This is a genomic window from Nitrososphaerales archaeon, from assembly GCA_025058425.1.
Lineage (GTDB): Archaea > Thermoproteota > Nitrososphaeria > Nitrososphaerales > JANXEG01 > JANXEG01.
Genome location: JANXEG010000032.1, coordinates 1 through 16,436, shown reverse-complemented (window position 1 = coordinate 16,436; position 16,436 = coordinate 1). Strand labels below are relative to the sequence as shown.

At 41.9% G+C, this 16,436-nt stretch carries 18 protein-coding genes; 3 read left to right on the top strand and 15 right to left on the bottom strand.

What is annotated here, in order from left to right; translation table 11 throughout:
• The coding region (locus tag NZ896_04495) for a hypothetical protein (protein ID MCS7116714.1) at positions 1–231 on the bottom strand (231 nt) is incomplete at its 3' end.
• Positions 232–436: 205 nt separating this feature from the next.
• On the opposite strand from NZ896_04495, the gene cas6 reads away from it, so the two are divergent.
• Positions 437–1,372: a CRISPR system precrRNA processing endoribonuclease RAMP protein Cas6 gene (gene cas6 / locus NZ896_04490; GenBank protein MCS7116713.1), complete on the top strand. Its 936-nt coding sequence runs from the start codon at positions 437–439 to the stop codon at positions 1,370–1,372.
• 101 nt (positions 1,373–1,473) lie between these two features.
• Here cas6 and NZ896_04485 read toward each other — a convergent pair whose 3' ends face one another.
• Positions 1,474–2,871: a CoA-binding protein gene (locus NZ896_04485; protein ID MCS7116712.1), complete on the bottom strand. Its 1,398-nt coding sequence runs from the start codon at positions 2,869–2,871 to the stop codon at positions 1,474–1,476.
• Positions 2,872–2,929: 58 nt separating this feature from the next.
• Between NZ896_04485 and NZ896_04480 the strand changes: the two genes are divergently transcribed.
• On the top strand, positions 2,930–3,187 hold the full coding sequence (locus NZ896_04480; GenBank protein ID MCS7116711.1) for an Lrp/AsnC ligand binding domain-containing protein: 258 nt from the start codon (positions 2,930–2,932) through the stop codon (positions 3,185–3,187).
• Positions 3,188–3,301: 114 nt separating this feature from the next.
• Here NZ896_04480 and NZ896_04475 read toward each other — a convergent pair whose 3' ends face one another.
• Genes NZ896_04475 through NZ896_04460 form a run of 4 tightly spaced genes read right to left on the bottom strand, consistent with a single transcriptional unit; the run spans position 3,302 to position 5,696 of the window.
• Positions 3,302–3,805 (bottom strand): iron-sulfur cluster assembly scaffold protein, encoded by a 504-nt coding sequence (locus tag NZ896_04475; protein MCS7116710.1) that lies wholly within the window; start codon positions 3,803–3,805, stop codon positions 3,302–3,304.
• Between the two features lie 13 nt (positions 3,806–3,818).
• Positions 3,819–5,051, bottom strand: coding sequence for a cysteine desulfurase (locus NZ896_04470; protein ID MCS7116709.1), 1,233 nt, complete (start codon positions 5,049–5,051; stop codon positions 3,819–3,821).
• Positions 5,052–5,053: 2 nt separating this feature from the next.
• Positions 5,054–5,278 carry a sulfurtransferase TusA family protein gene (locus NZ896_04465; protein MCS7116708.1) on the bottom strand — a complete coding sequence of 75 codons (225 nt, stop codon included), beginning with the start codon at positions 5,276–5,278 and terminating at the stop codon, positions 5,054–5,056.
• A 10-nt stretch (positions 5,279–5,288) separates the two neighbouring features.
• Positions 5,289–5,696: a DsrE/DsrF/DrsH-like family protein gene (locus tag NZ896_04460; GenBank protein ID MCS7116707.1), complete on the bottom strand. Its 408-nt coding sequence runs from the start codon at positions 5,694–5,696 to the stop codon at positions 5,289–5,291.
• 65 nt (positions 5,697–5,761) lie between these two features.
• Here NZ896_04460 and NZ896_04455 point away from each other — a divergent pair, with 65 nt between their 5' ends.
• Positions 5,762–6,505 carry an acetate--CoA ligase family protein gene (locus tag NZ896_04455; protein MCS7116706.1) on the top strand — a complete coding sequence of 248 codons (744 nt, stop codon included), beginning with the start codon at positions 5,762–5,764 and terminating at the stop codon, positions 6,503–6,505.
• Positions 6,506–6,605: 100 nt separating this feature from the next.
• Here the strand turns inward: NZ896_04455 and porB are convergent, their stop codons facing one another.
• The 9 genes from porB to hisI form a co-directional block, all read right to left on the bottom strand.
• Positions 6,606–7,556: a pyruvate synthase subunit PorB gene (gene porB, locus NZ896_04450; protein ID MCS7116705.1), complete on the bottom strand. Its 951-nt coding sequence runs from the start codon at positions 7,554–7,556 to the stop codon at positions 6,606–6,608.
• 4 nt (positions 7,557–7,560) lie between these two features.
• Positions 7,561–8,739, bottom strand: coding sequence for a hypothetical protein (locus tag NZ896_04445; GenBank protein ID MCS7116704.1), 1,179 nt, complete (start codon positions 8,737–8,739; stop codon positions 7,561–7,563).
• Positions 8,740–9,015: a 4Fe-4S binding protein gene (locus NZ896_04440; GenBank protein MCS7116703.1), complete on the bottom strand. Its 276-nt coding sequence runs from the start codon at positions 9,013–9,015 to the stop codon at positions 8,740–8,742.
• A 9-nt stretch (positions 9,016–9,024) separates the two neighbouring features.
• Positions 9,025–9,576 (bottom strand): pyruvate ferredoxin oxidoreductase subunit gamma, encoded by a 552-nt coding sequence (locus NZ896_04435; protein ID MCS7116702.1) that lies wholly within the window; start codon positions 9,574–9,576, stop codon positions 9,025–9,027.
• A 156-nt stretch (positions 9,577–9,732) separates the two neighbouring features.
• Positions 9,733–12,060: a valine--tRNA ligase gene (locus tag NZ896_04430; GenBank protein ID MCS7116701.1), complete on the bottom strand. Its 2,328-nt coding sequence runs from the start codon at positions 12,058–12,060 to the stop codon at positions 9,733–9,735.
• 178 nt (positions 12,061–12,238) lie between these two features.
• A complete protein-coding gene (locus NZ896_04425) occupies positions 12,239–13,474 on the bottom strand; it encodes a DUF4157 domain-containing protein (protein ID MCS7116700.1) in 1,236 nt (411 codons plus the stop codon).
• Positions 13,475–13,574: 100 nt separating this feature from the next.
• The gene (gene prf1, locus NZ896_04420; protein ID MCS7116699.1) at positions 13,575–14,828 is read right to left on the bottom strand and encodes a peptide chain release factor aRF-1; all 1,254 of its coding nucleotides are present in this window, start codon (positions 14,826–14,828) and stop codon (positions 13,575–13,577) included.
• Positions 14,829–15,029: 201 nt separating this feature from the next.
• On the bottom strand, positions 15,030–15,761 hold the full coding sequence (locus NZ896_04415) for a hypothetical protein (GenBank protein MCS7116698.1): 732 nt from the start codon (positions 15,759–15,761) through the stop codon (positions 15,030–15,032).
• Between the two features lie 397 nt (positions 15,762–16,158).
• Positions 16,159–16,436 (bottom strand): phosphoribosyl-AMP cyclohydrolase (gene hisI, locus NZ896_04410; GenBank protein MCS7116697.1); only part of this gene is annotated, 278 nt, incomplete at its 5' end.

Genomic DNA, 16,436 nt, shown 5'->3' with positions numbered 1-16,436 from the left:
ATCTGTCAAATCTACCTCAACCTTTTGAAAATTTAACTGTACGTTTTTGAAGATTATATCACAGATCCTCTTCAACTCCATGTAGGCATTCTCAGCTCTCTCATCACTAAAGCTTGGTGTAAAGGTTATGATGGAGCCATTGGGCTTTAGGTTATATGAAGCAACAGCCCTTATCAAAGGTCCAGGCTCAAATCCCAGTGTCAACACCACGGCATCGAATGGTTGAGACATCTTTACTCCCTACTTACCTATTTATATTATTTGGCACTTATATTTACACTCTATATCAAAGATGGAATCGATCTAGTAGTTGAATAGAGATGTAAATCTTCGATAAAATATAAGAAGAAAGAAGAGAGTAAAAGGGAAAAAGGAAAAAAGAAAAAAGAAGAAGTATGTATAAATAGCGTATAGGAGTATAATTAGAGTGTAAAAATTGTCGACCATATCTTCCTTCATCTTTAGGCTACTCGTTGAGCAGCCCGTTACATTCCAAAGCTTCTCCGGTTTTGCTGCCTGTGGTATATTTTACAATCTGGTCAGATCTATCGATGAAAGCTTCGCTGAAAGCTTGCACTCATCGAAGAAGTTGGCACCTTGGTCATCGACACCATTCCTTATAGAATTCCCACCTCCCTCTAAGATCGTCTATCGCACACTCCCAGCACCCTCACTCGTCAATGTTTCCTTTTCGATCGTCGATGAAAAACTCTCTGAAATCTTTAAAGAGGCGATTCTCAAGCCCGAATTGTACGTAGATTTGATCGATGTGAAGACGAAGGTCGTGGGTGTATCTGTCAATACCTACAGATTCTCCGATCTACTGTTAAATGCTGAACCATTGCCCGAAAGGTTCGCTGTAAAGTTTCTAACGCCCACGAGCTTTAGGCGCTCCATCTACGATTGCTGCCCAGACTGTCCACACTATATCAACTATACACATATGGTTAGGGAAGGGCAGAGGATGGGTGGGCCTTGTGAATATGCTGTTCGGTGCAGAGGTGTAAATGTACCATTACCGATACCATCGTTGATGTTCAGGAACCTCGTCAGATTATGGTCGGCATTCTCTGATGCACATCTCGACACATCGAAAGTGCTGAGATGGGTCGAAAACGCTATAGTGATCGCGGGATATCCGAAGCCGGGGATAAGGACCGTTCGTGTCTATGAGCACCCCACAACGAGCAAGTGGATAACGGGATTTATGGGCCTGGTAAGATTCGCGATAAGAGAGGAGATGTATAGAGAGAAGTATGCAAAGGTTGCAGCAGCCCTATTGAAGATGGCTGAAATAACAAATACGGGAGTAAGGAGGACGGCGGGCTTGGGTATGATAAAGTATGTTACACCTAAGAAAGCTGAGAGTTAAAAGATACTACCTTAAAGCTATGAGCCTAGGATGGTAAAGCCATATTAGAATTTCCAATGAAAATTTCTACGAGATGTTCGATCTATATTTATTTAAGCCGATTAAGATATGTACCTTCCATAATCGCTCAATGCCGACATCACCCTCGCAACCCTTGCCGGTGATGAATATGATGGAATCTTACCCTCCTTCAATATCCTTAAACCCTCGATTATACTCACACCACCCATCCAGAAGGCCAGTATCGGCTTTTTGGACTTCTTAGATATTTCCACAACAGCCCTAGCCGGTCCATCCGATGTTACTATACCTTGTGAAACATATATGCAGATTATCCCATCTATAGATTCTTCATTCGATATAACCTCTAATACCTTCGAATAATAATCATAATCTGCACTTCCAGTCATATCTACGGGGTTATTACAGGAGGCGATACGTGGTAAGTATGTGTAAAGCTTCTCCTTTAACTCTTTTGAAAATGCTGGGATATTCAAACCAAATTTGGAGCACCAATCGGCAACCATCACACCGAGCCCACCAGCGTTACTCACTATCGCTACATTCCTACCTTTCATCACCAGTTGATATGAAAATGCTACTACTATATCGAGCAACTCCTCTACATCATCTACACGGATTATACGTGCCTGCTTAAAAGCACCCCTGATCACCTCATCAGAGCCCGCCATAGAGCCTGTGTGTGACATGGCAGCCCTTGAGCCAGCTTCACTCACACCAGACTTTATCGCTACAACTGGCTTCTTCTTCGTAACGAGCCTCGCAACCTCGATCAACTTTCTACCCTCTTTTACTTCCTCAATATACATAGCTATAACATTGGTCTGTTGGTCCTTCATCAAGTAAGCGAGTATGTCAGCTTCATCCACATCACATTTATTGCCAAGATTGATAAATTTGGAGAATCCGACTTCTTGTTGTGATGCATAATCCAATACACCACAGCACATCGCACCACTTTGAGAGATGAATGAAATCGATCCCTTTAGAGCCCTCGTAAAAGTAAATGTGAGATCTAAATTGATTTCTGTATTGATGATTCCAAAGCAATTTGGTCCAATGATTCTAACATTATTCTCTCTACCGACTTTAACCAACTCATCCTGTAAATTTTTATTCCCCACCTCGGCAAATCCCGCCGATACTACAATTGCTCCTTTAGCGCCCTTTCTTGCAGCTTCATCTATAACCTCGATCACTCTTTCCGCTGGCACGATCACTTCGACCAGATCGATCTTTTCATCTATATCTTTGATACTTGGATATGATTTTCTACCGAATATTGTATCGCGATTTGGATTTATGAGATATATTCTCCCATGATAACCACTAGTAAGTGCATTTCGTGTAACCGCCTCACCTACCTTACCTCTCACATCTGTAGCTCCTACGATCGCTACAGACTTCGGCTCAATAATGTACTTCATCTGTGAATAAGTCTCCTCGATCCATTCATCATCGAAAGTCTCTCTTCTCAATCCACCACTATATTAAAGAGTAAGAGTTTTAAGTATTAATTTGTTTGGGGTTAATGGTATGCTCTTCATAACGTTTGCAAATATAGAATCGAAGAGGGAGAAGGAAGCGTATCTAGCTGTAGCTGAGAAGATACCAAAGTTAAGTGGGGTAAAAGGTGTATACTTAACATTTGGAGCGAGGGATGTGGTCGTTTTACATGAAGGGCCAGACCTTAAGAGTGGTGTTCAAATGGCCGTGAAGTTGCGGAATATTCCCGGAATCACGAATACAGAAACGATCGTATGTATGGATATCGAAGAAGTCTTCGCACCATAACGAATATACATCATTCTTCATTGGAGGTCTCTGATCGAGTACTAATCGATGATTAAAGATAACATCATAATATACTTCGCAAAAAAGCGATATTATTAATTACTATTTTTTCGATCATTCGTTACTCAAAGATCTCTGTACCCTTTTTGCTAGAACTTCCATCAACTTCTCTTCCTCTAATGCGTGCCTTTCCTCCTGTGTGAGATCCTTTGGAAGCCACTCTGAGTGTTTATTCGCATAATATGCCCTTATAGCCCTTCTAAGCGCTCCAACAGCGAGTATACCACAATGGTATTTGACCGATGGTAAACCACCGAGTTCATCCGATATATCTCTCCAAGAGATTCTCCACGCATCTTTTAAACCCTTCCCCTTAACCATCTCAGTCAATATGCTCGCTGCAGCTATATTCGCTGCACAACCATAACTCTCAAATTTGGCATCGATGATCTTCTCATTCAATTCATCAACCTTTAAGTATATTGCGATCATATCTCCACACGCCAGGCTGCCAGCCAATGCTGAAGCGTTAGCATCCTCTATCTTACCGAGATTCTTCGGATTCCTAAATAATTCGAGGACTTTCTTTCCATACGTTAAAGGAACTCTACTCGACAATTTATCTCATCCCTTACCCCTCTGAAGGTTTAATCGGGCTCATAAACCTAATTCTCTTCACAACCTTCGGTAAAATCTCTAAAACGTAATCTATATCGGATACTGTATGAAATGGTGTGACCTTCATTAACAAACTCCCATGGGCCTCCTCATACCTTCTCCCAATCGCCAATAGTACATGGCTGGGCTCTAACACACGACTGGTACAGGCACTCCCACTGGAAACATAGATGCCATTCAAGCTCAATTCAACGGTTAAGGCCTCTCCTTCACAATAAAGAAAGCTGATATTCACGTTATCTGGAGCTCGCTTATCACCGAATGGCCCATTCAATAGTGTATGGTTAACCCTTTCGAGGATATTATTTATCAAACGATCTCTGAGCTCCATCATCTTCAACACATTCTCTCTAAGATTTTTATGCATAAATTCGACCGCTCTAGAGAAACCTACTATTCCCGGTACATTCTCAACACCCGGCCAAAGCTTTTGTGTGCTAAGTTGGCCATGAATTATCGATTCGAGCTTTATTCCCTCTCTAACGTACAATGCACCTACACCTTTAGGCCCATAAACCTTGTGGCTACTGAAGGATGCCAAATCGATACCAAGCTTCTTCATATCTAAAGGGATTCTTCCGAGGGCATCACAGGCATCCGTATGAATCAAAATATCCTTATCTTTACCTTTGACGATATCTGCTATAGCCTTAATATCCTGTATAGTGCCTATTTCATGATTTACCGCTGCCACACTCACCATAAACGTCTCTTTATCGATATGCTTCGATAAAAACTCTAAATCGATAAAGCCCTCTTTATCGACTGGTATCTTCATAACCTTAAACCCATACCTTTCAAGCCTTTCAGCTGAGAATATTACACTTAAATGCTCTATACTTGAGATAAGGATTTTTCTCCTCATCGAATTTATGGCTGAGCCCATTATAGCCAAATTATTCGCTTCAGTACCACTGTGAGTGTAGACGATCTCCTCTGGATTACAATTGAGTATTGAAGCGATACTTTCGGTCGCTTTGTATAGTGATTGATAACTGATCCAACCCATCAGGTGGGTTATAGAAGGGTGCCCCTTACCATCCCATTTATAAGCATCTTCGATAGCCTTTAAGACTTCGGGAATTATTAGGCCAGAGTTCTCATTATCCAAATAAACCTCTCTCTTCGGTATACCATGTGACTCAATAAGCTCATTTATAGACTTTGATAGATCACTATAACTCAATGTTATACCTCCACGTATATGTGATATACTTCATCGATCTTCTCAACCTTTAGAACTTTGTGGCCTACACTCGAAGCCCACTCTTTAATATCGTTAGGAGCGGCGGGATCTGTAGCCAAGAGCATGATTACTTGACCTGGATTGAGCCTTTCCATCGCTTTAACGAGTGATAAAAGCGGGCCTGGACAAGATTTATATCGAGAATCGACGATTAGATCGATCTTCAAGATCACACCACTATATGAAAAGATTGATATCTGAATCTTTCGCTCTACTTAAAAAGGTAGGTGCTCCGACGATATCATCCACATATTCTATCAGATCCTCGGCCTTTATTTTAAGAAGGTCCATCGTCGTGGAGCAGGCGTAAACCTTTAACCTCCCTGTCTTCTTGCCTTGAATCAATACATCACGCCAACTCGGCATAGCTCCAGAGCTGACTGCCTTCTTCAACTCATTCTCGTAACACTTATAATCTGAGCTAACTTCACTCGGCTCGTAATCTTTCTTTAAAGCTAAGAGACCCCAGAAGGTAAAGAATATTTCTGAATCCCAACCCATGACAGCTGCTGAAGTCGCTAACGTTACGGCTGGGAATAACTTATCCAACCTTTCTGAGGAAATTATAATGGAGATTTTTGGCATTACCCATCAAATATTTTTATAACGGCGTTATATAAAAACTTTAAGGTTTATTAAGGTTTAATAGATTGAATGTATTTAAGTTAACGTTAATGGAGAGAAAGAAGAAGGTTCTGGAGATAATCGAAGGAGCAATTAAAGAAGGACGTAGTATACTTTTGGAGCATGAGGGGAAGTTAGTATGTATGGAGCATGGAATACCAACACCCAGGTTCTTCTTCGCTAAGGATTTGAATGAAGTATTAAATTATGGAGCGGTGTTAAACTATCCACTAGTAATAAAAGTGGTCTCGCCAGATATCATTCATAAATCTGATGTGGGAGGGGTAGAGTTAAATCTAAAGGATGAGGATGAGCTCCATTCAGCCTATCAAAGGATATTAAAGAATGTTAGAGAGCGAGTACCGAATGCTAGAATCTTAGGCGTATTGGTGGAAGAGATGGTCCCAAGTGGTATAGAGGTAGTTGTAGGTATGTTAAGAGACCGTTCATTTGGACCCACTATCATGTTCGGCCTAGGTGGCATATTCATTGAAGTATTAAAAGATGTTTCATTCAGAGTCGCTCCATTAAGTAGTATCGATGCTGAGGAGATGATAAATGAAATTAAAGGGCGTAGAGTACTCGATAGCTTTAGAGGTAGTCCTCCCGTAGATATCGATGCACTAAAGAATGTGATTCTTACATTATCTGAACTCTCCATTACGTATCCAGAGTTTTTACAGATCGATCTGAATCCGATCATCGTTCGTGGTAAAGATTTAAAGGTTGTAGATACGCGTATAATTCTCTGTGGTCATAAAGTCTGTTAAAGAATATTCTTTTTTTATTTTGCTCATAAGATCCTTGATGCTAAGGACTGAAGTAATGATTATGGATTGGAATGAAACGATTTGATGATCGATCGAAATTCTAACCTTCGACAGGACCTATTACTTCCTCTCCAACCATCTTATTTATTTCAGCGACGTATTCATCGACCTGCTTCTGAATTTCTTCGATCATATCTTCCGTCAGATGTGCGAAGCGGCCTTGAATCTTAAGGTATTCCTCTACCCTCTTCCTCTTCGGAACTCTTACATTCACCGTCATCTTACCTTTATAAATTTCATAGAGGACCCACATACCCGTCTGCACAGCTAACTTACCAACCTCTATCGTGAGGCTCGGGTCGTACCTCCATCCAGTCGGGCAGGGTGAGAGGACATGAATATATGCGGGCCCTTCTACATCTATAGCTGTCTTCACCTTATTGAATAGATCTCTCCAGTATGGTGAAATGGCGGCTGAGGCTACGTAAGGTATTCTGTGGGCCGCCGCTATTCCGAGCATATCCTTCTTCTGCTGCATCTTGCCCTTCAATACCTTCCCCACTGGAGAAGTTGTAGCCCACGCTCCGAATGGTGTAGACCCACTCCTCTGTATACCAGTATTCATGTAAGCTTCATTATCTTGGCATATATAGACTACATCGTGCCCTCTTTCGAGCATCCCACTCAACGATTGAAATCCTATATCTGTTGTACCACCATCTCCCGCAATTACTATCACATGAATCTTTCTATCTTGTGGAATTACACCCTTCTTCTTCAGAGATTTTAAAGCAGCTTCTATTCCAGAAGCTACAGCACCAGCATTTTCAAAGGCGATGTGGACCCAAGGGACCCTCCAAGCGGTATCTGGAAATATGGATGTGGAAACCTCCAGGCAGCCTGTAGGTGTCACGATGATACAATCCTTTCCAGCCACCTTCGTTACCCAGCGTACAAGGGTACCTTCAGGGCAGCCTTGGCATAACCCATGGCCCGGTGCAAGGTACTCCTCCTTTGGAATATCTCTTACAGTCTTATAGAATGTGTACATTCATTTACCACCTCACACCATAATATTCACAGCTTCTTACCGATCTTTTCTCTCGATAAGCCTCCAAAGATCTTCTAAACATACTCTTTATATCGTTTACTGTAACGTCTCTCCCACCAATACCTGCTATGAAGTTTGTGAACATCGGCCTCTCCCTCTCATTCATAAAGACACCAAGTATTTCGAATAGGAGCGGTCCAGCAACACTCCCAAAGCTGATCGATCTATCTATAACGGTGACTAACTCGAACTTCGATAGTATATCCCTCCATTCATCACTTGGGCACGGTCTGAATAATCGAGGTCTAAATAGACCCACTTTCAAACCTTCTTGGCGGAGTTCATCTATAGCTACTCTAGCCGTACTCGCCACGGCACCCATTGTAGCTAAGACGTATTCGGCATCGTCCATTCTATAACATTCGTAGAGCCCATAACTTCTACCGAAATACTCGCCAAATTCTTTATCAACGATCTTCAATGCATTCGGCACTTTACTAAGAGCATCTATGAGTTGATATTTGAACTCATATTCGTAGTTTGGTAAACAGAAGACACCAAGGGTTACGGGCTCATCAGGGTTCAATACTCGCTTTACATTCTTCGGTGCGAAGGCAAGAACATCTTTATCACTATGTACAATTACGGGCTCATAAGTATGGCTCAATACATAACCATCGTAACAGACCATTACAGGTATCAGGATTTCATCGAGCTCAGCTAATTTATAACCTTGAATCACCGAATCGTAACCTTCTTGGGCCGATGATACGTAGATCTGTACCCAGCCACAGTCCCTCGATGACATAGAATCTTGATAATCTGTATGAATGTTTATAGGTGTAGATAGAGTCCTACACGATACACACATCACAATGGGGAGTCTACAGCCCGATGCGATGAATAGACATTCATGCATTAAAGCCAAGCCTTGTGAACATGTTGCTGTAAATGCTCGTGCCCCCGCTGCAGAAGCACCTATACATGCGCTAAGGGCAGAGTGTTCAGATTCGACCGGAATATACTCTGCGTTGAGCTCACCATCAGCTATAAATTGAGCGATTCGCTCCACGATATCGCTCTGAGGTGTGATGGGGTATGCTGCTACCACGTCCACATCACAAGATTTCGCAGCGTAAGCTACTGCATAATTTGTGGGTAAAGGTAGCCTTTCAGTCTTCATTCATATCACCTCCTCCACCATCGTAATGACCTTTACTGGACACTCCTTTGCACATATTCCACACCCTTTGCAATGGTCATAATCTACATAAGAGGATTCTGGGAATATCGTACCATCGGGGCAGTAGATGTAGCAGAGCATACACTTGGTGCACTTCTCCCAATTCACAACAGGTCGGAAATCTCTCCACGTACCAGTTTTAATTCTTACAGTACTCCCCGGAGAAGTAGTTTTACAACCTATCGGTATCTCTCTCCAGGATTTTAACCCAGACATCACACCACCTCACTTTAATACTTTGGTCTCTTCATAGGCCCTCAAAACTGCTTTAACATTCCTCTCACCGATACCTCCTTTAAACCTTTCGCGCACCACATCTACGATCGTATCGAGCTTTACCAATTCTGTAGCCCTCACTACACTCCCCAATATCGCCGTATTTACGATCGGGGCTGATAATTCATCGATGGAGATCTTCGTCGCATTTACCGTTGCCACAAATCCATCTATATTCATCATCTTCTTAATCTCTTCTGGCTGCTTCGTCGTATTTATAATGATCCCTCCACCATTCTTCAATCCATCGGTAACATTTACGGTCGATGTGAGTGCTGGAGTGAGGATCACAACGATATCGGGATTGTATATATTGCACCTTACATAGATCGGTTTATCATCGATCCTCGTAAACGCTACTACAGGCGCTCCTCTCCGCTCGGGGCCGAACTCTGCGAATGCCTGTGCATATCTATTCTCGTTGATCACCGCTCTGGCGAGTAGCACAGCTGCCGTTACTACCCCTTGACCCCCTCTACCATGCCATCTGATTTCTATCATCCATTATCCCAATAGCCTCTTCACCACCCACCTATAAATAAATTATACTTAATTATGATGAAAGGTTAAAGGATATTGTGTGAGAAATCGATCCCGATCTAAAAATATCACAATCATACCATCCATACGATTATACCTAGATGCTATACGATAATACTATACGATGTTATGCATCGCTTTCAAATCCCTCTCAAATATCTTCAATTCACTCGGAATTTCGATGTGAATCTGGCTCCTTAACGATAATCCCCTCTCTTTCTTCATATTCCAAACCTTCGAATTGAAATCGATCAATACTTTTGTAAGTGAAGTCAATTTCGTATCCCATTCTGCCTTGGGGAACGTCTGTTTATGTATACTTTCACTACTGTAGAGACTCTGCCAGATGCACTCTGTGATGAATGGAATTATGGGTGCTGAAAGTAAGAGTATCGTTCTTAGACAGGTGTGTAATGTATACCAGGCAGCGCTCTGTTCCTCACCAGAGAATCCCAATCCATAGGCTCTAGGTTTGACCATCTCTATATAATGTGCTGCGAATAGATTCCAAGAGAACTCTCTGATCTTGTTAGATGGTATATAAAAGTCAAAATCCCTGTAGCCCTCAAGGCATTCATCTATCAACTTGGAGAGTTCGCCGAGGATCCATCTATCTGAAGGTGTCAGATTCGCTTCGGTCGGTTGAGGGAAGCTTGAGATGAACCTTGAGATATTCCAGAGTTTTGTGAGGAAGTTTTTAACGGTCGCGATCTTCTTCTCTGAACATCGAAAATCGGAGCCCAACCGCGCTTCTGAAGCTGCCCAGAATCTGAATGTGTCTGCACCGTACTTCTTTAAGATCGGAATGGGGTCTATTACATTCCCTTTACTCTTACTCATCCTCTCCCCTTTCTCATCAACCCCATAGCCCATGATCCACACGTGCTTGAAGGGTGCTTTATTCGTAAGTTGATAGCATCTTAAGATTGTATAATGTAACCAGGTCCTAATGATATCTTTAGCCTGAGGCCTCAAGGTTGTAGGATATAGAATATTGAAGAGCCTTTCATCCTTCAAGTATTTTGATATGTAGAGTGGCGATATACTCGAATCTACCCATGTATCTAAAGTTCTAGAATCGCCAACGAATTCTTCACTATCGCACCTTCTACACCTTTTGAATGGAGGTTTATCCTTCCAAGGTCTGTAGTACGGCCCGGGCTCGGGTACATGAGGTTCGCCACACTTCTTACAATACCATACGGGGATCTCTGTAGCATAGTACCTTCTCCTTGAGATTGCCCAGTCGATCTTTATCGAATCGAGCCAATCGAGTAATATCTGCCTATGTACTTCCGGATGAAAGATCATACCTTTCGCTAAATTCTTAAGTGTCGGTACCAAATCGATCTGTTTCAAATAGTATTCTTTCATAGGTATGATTTCGATGGGTGTGCCGCTCCTTTCACAGACTGGTGTGCGATGCTTTATCTCCTCCACCTTCGTGATCAGCCCTTTACGATTTAATTCATCGATGATCTTTTTACGTGCTTCAACTACCTTCAATCCCGCGATGATACCACCAACATCTGTAATCTTACCATCTTCATCGATCGCTATAATCTCCTTCAACCCCAATTCTCTAAATAGGAGTACATCGGTATAATCCCCATAACTACAGATCATCGCAGCACCGCTACCAAATTCTGGCTTCGCACTGGGATGCGGTCTAATCTCTACATCTCTATTGTAGAGGGGTATCGTCGCATGTAAATTATGTAGATGCTTATACCTTTGATCTTCCGGATGTACGATGATCAATTGGCAAGAGCATAAGAGCTCTGGCCTTGTGGTAGCTACGATCAGATCTTCACCGGTCTCTTTCACCTTAAACTTTATGTAAACGAGTTGGCTCGGAAGCTCTACGTAGACCACCTCAGCATCCGCTATCGTAGTCCCACAGTCTGAACAGTAGTTGTTCGGCCGAGTAGCTTCATAGATCAAACCCCTCTTCCACAATTCGATGAAGGTTGCTTGGGTCAACCTTCTGTAATCTTCAGAATCTGTACGGTAATAATTCGCAAAATCTCCACTGAGCCCCATCATCTTCATAATCTCAATCATCTCCGCCTCTAACTCATCCAGAGCATTTTTACAAAGTTCGATAAATTCTTCCCTAGCCAAATTGCGAATATTGACTTTGTACTTTCTCTCTGTGTATAGCTCCACAGGTAGGCCATTTCGATCGATGCCTATTGGGAAGTAGACTTCATAATTCATCATCCTCGCCGTTCTGGCGATCATATCGATCTGTGAATAATGGGCTGCAGCACCGATATGCCAAGGCCTTCCCGATGGGTATGGTGGTGGTGTATCTATAGAGAAGATCTCACGTTCTGTATCGATGTTGAATTTGTATATGCCCTCTTCTTCCCACTCAGCAAAGATCCTTCGCTCCAATTCGGGATTCCAAGTCTTTTCAACGATTTTAGGTTTGAAGGCCATCTTCGATCATCATCGTGATATTCCAATACGCTATATGCTATATGCTAATGGTTATGATCGGAAATTTGTATAATAAACTTATCCTTTTAAATTCGATCGTTCGACTCAACGAAGTCTATCAATATTGAGAATAATTTAACTTCTCAACAAAATCTCATATTTAGAATTACCAAAATAATTACCGAGCGATTACCGTTAAAATCTCTTTTTGTATAGATAACTCCTTCAATAACTCATCTACCTCTATAGAAGAGCCTATTATAAATACTTCAGGGCCTCTTCTTACAATGTAGATATACTGCTTCGGTAACTTCCAGTAGTTTGGGGCCAACTCTACACCCTTCACCACCCTCATCAGGTGATTGAACGATCCTTCAAACTCGATACCATCCTCCTCAGACTCCCACACAATCCTCCATAAGAATAGACGGTTACCATCTTTCTTATAGTAGATGAATTTATCGCCCATCCATCCTTCGGCCGCTTTCATAGCCCTCTCTATAGGCATATGTGTACCTAACATCACAAGTATAAAGTGCTCCCCAAAACGTTCCACCCTTACCTGCTCCCAACCATCGAGCTTTACCAGATCGACCTCGACGAATCTCCATCCTTGGAGATACTTCTCTGGATGCATGATCTCTGTTGTACTCCTCGGCACCCTTCTGTATAGGCCATTTACACCATCCCAGCCTTGGTACTCAAATATCTTTTCCACAAATTTTTTACCATATTCGTACGGGAATAACCATATCTCCCTCAATGGATCTTTAAAGCTCTTCGATAGATCTTTAGGGGCTGATGATATGGAAGTTGTGGATGAAGATTTCCAGAATGCCATGTACATCCTAGTGGTCAATATTGCATCACCCTCGATCAGAGATGTCCAGGCCTGTTTCTCATCATGAAATTTGATATTGGGCCGTTGGAAGTGCATGCCCTGTAAGACATGTGTAAGCTCATGTGCAAAGATCTCTCTCGCTCGGGCCTCGTTCGACAATTCAAAGTAATCTCTTACAATGTATACTTCGTATCCGATGGTGGCTGCCAAAATCCATCCCGACTGCTCTACACGGACCTTTACTAAACTCACATTTTCAGGGATTAAGAGTAACGCTTTATAGATCTCCTCCTCCACCATCACCTCTTTGATGATCGCTTCTAGAGACCTCCTCCCCCAATTCTCTTTCACCCATTCGATCGATACTACATGAAGGTTGGCCGAATCGGTAAATGGTAAACCCCTAACCTTAACCAACCCCTCCATCACATCCTTAAAGAGAGCCCTTGCTTCACGAATGTAACCGTCCTCCTCGATCTGAAGAGGTTTAGATGATAAGATTAGAAAGAGAGTTAGAGTTAGGATGATCGTTACACTTACGATTACGAAGATGCGAGCTTTATGTAAATTCATATTTGACACCTTAACAACGACTTTTCAAAACTTCTTTACCTTAAATTAACATAAAACGAGCGCATATCTTCGAATAGATCGATTAGAATATTGCAATAAATTACGCTGGATATTTGTACCTTAAAATGGCAGCTATACCCCCAAAACTTTTGAGCATGTTACCCTCTTCAGTCTTTGATGAAATCACCTCTACTTTGGTTGCGGAGTTTGCGGCCTCATCGGCTACATACTCTATAAAGTCCTTCTCCTCTACTTCATAATCCGTACCCTTACACCCACTGCACGCTTCCGTTATCATCTGTTGCTTCTCTTTAATATACTCATCCTTCTTCACAACCTTCTCTTTGACGATACCACAATCTTTACAGATGACCCTTATGAATGATGAACCTATATCTTCGGAGATCAGGATCGTATCCACACTACCTTTACGAAGGTTATCCAAGACATCATTGATACCATACGTAGCTAAACCGCTACTAGCATTGACCTCATAAAGAAACCTTTGTACCAGTTCTTTCTCCTCTATCAGCCTTAAGCCTTCTAAAACCTTATTCGCCTTCCCTACCGTCTCTCTCACACCCTCACTACCCGCGTACGATGTATCTATAATAGCGATGATATTCTTTTGTAGACGATAATCTAAATATTCACCCTTCAGAAAGTCGTTCTTCGTGGGCCCTGGACCACTCACGATCAAACCCTCTACATTATAATCCTCAAGGAAGTTCTTCTTCGCATGTTTAGCGACACGATTAAAGTAGTACGTGATCTCCATATCCCTCAGCCGCTCATACCTCCTCGCAGACTGTCCTCCGGCACGTGTCTTGCCAGAAACTCCAGATGTGACGACCTCCAGAATCTCGAAGCTACTCCCAGAGACGATACCGAAACCGGCTTCGGTAGTATCGATCGATAAGATCCCTATCACCTTCTCTTCCTTTAACATATCACGCAGAATATCTAGGTGAAAATGGTCATCACATCTATATAGATAGGTTTGAATCGGTTTTGGAGGTATTACTTCATAAATCTTTACCACTTCGCTACCGGGCCCATTTGTCGGTAGTGCACCACAGAAGATTACCAGACCCGTTTCTGGAGTATCCTTGTAGAGCTTCAACCTCTGCATCGTCTTCACCAGAGCATCCTGCACATGAGTGCGTGTAGTATCGGATTTAATATTCGCAGCTGTACCATACTCTTCTCTCAAAGCACTTATAACTTCATGTATCGCTTTATTCGGAGGTATGTATAATGAGATAAGTTCCGTACCTCGACCTTTCATCGTAGAAAGCTCCGAGAGAATTCTCCTCATTTTATACAATGTAACAGAATCGGTTTTAACACTCAACAGTATCTCCACCGATCAATTCTTGTAAATATGCTTGAAGAACAACGATTAATCACACCATACTTACAGAAGGTTAACTATAAGGTTTACGATAAATTTGAAATGTGTGATTGAACATTTGATGTGATGTTAGAAAGGTTATGAGCTTATTAGAGTTTAGCACCGATGATGAATCATGTTAATCTCCATCATATTTCAAAGTTAAGTATAGGCTACGAATTCACAATAAGCATCTCCCTTCGCTATACACCTTTCCTCTACAACCCTTACTTCTCTATTTAATACCTTCTTTAACACACCTTCTAAGTACCCTTTGAAGAAGTAACTTTTGGCTTCATTCTCCTTCTCTTTAGATGGTAAACATTCGAACAATTCATAGACCCTTACAACGACCCTCGAGTTGGCTTTATCGAACTCGATCAATTCCGGTATGCACCATCCTTTTGCAATCCGCTCATCCAAGATCATCTTCAAGACCTCTTCATCACTTAAATTATAGCTCATCCGTAGCTTCTCTACTTTATCACTACCGAGTGTAGAGCCCATCTGATAAAGGATGAAGGCAGCTGCTGAGCCGAATACCTCGTAGAGCCTCCTAAACATCTCCGCCAGACTCTCAACCCTGAAGGTTAAACTTCTCTCCCCTAAAGCGAGTAGAGGGAAGTGCAACTTATCGGTTATGAAGCCTTTTAATTTCGGCTCGTAGAGGTTCACCCCTAAAACTACATCAAGCCCTTTTAACTCTTCGATCAACTGCTCCGGTGTTACACTGACTTGAGTCGTATCAGCTATAAAGCTGAATAGCGCTTCTGGCTTTTCTGGATAAGCCGTTATAAATCCAGAGTAAATGTTGATACCGAATTTCGCTATAATGGTTGAAACCTTTGCCAATGCATCTGCAACATTCTTTATCTCGACTTGAAACTCGACCAACCTTCTCCCAGGTGAGTATATTCCCACGAAGATATCTTTTGGATGCATTACGAGTTAATTATTTTAATGAAAACCACTATTAAATATTTGCTACAAACTTCTATATCAAATATAGATGGGAGAGTATCGATCATTCACTTTTAATTACGAAATTGAAGCACATAGTTAGATGAAATCTTGACTTCTCAAATCGTACTATAGGATGAACGATGAGAAAGTTAAAACTACCTTAAGGTATTATAACGAGTAGCGGGGTTCTTTTGACCAGTGTCAGATTTTTAAAAGATAAAATTATTTTTTCTGCACGATTGGCACCAAATCTAACACTATACACAAACACATAAGATTGAATGGTACTTCACCATTTTGAAGTGTGGCTATAAAAGTAATTGAGATGTTATAGTAACCTTCTGAAGAAGCAAGAGCGTTTATTCAAATGGCATGCTGGGCCTACCTGATCTACCACGTAGATCAATGCATCACCATCACAATCTACTAGGATCTCTCTTACCTTTTGCACATTCCCGGAAGTCTCACCCTTCTTCCATAGACTCTTTCTCGATCTACTCCAATAGTGTGCGTAACCACTCTCTATCGTCTTCTCTAAAGCCTCTCTATTCGCGTAGGCTAACATCAATACTTCACGTGTTGAATAATCCTGCACTACAACCGGTA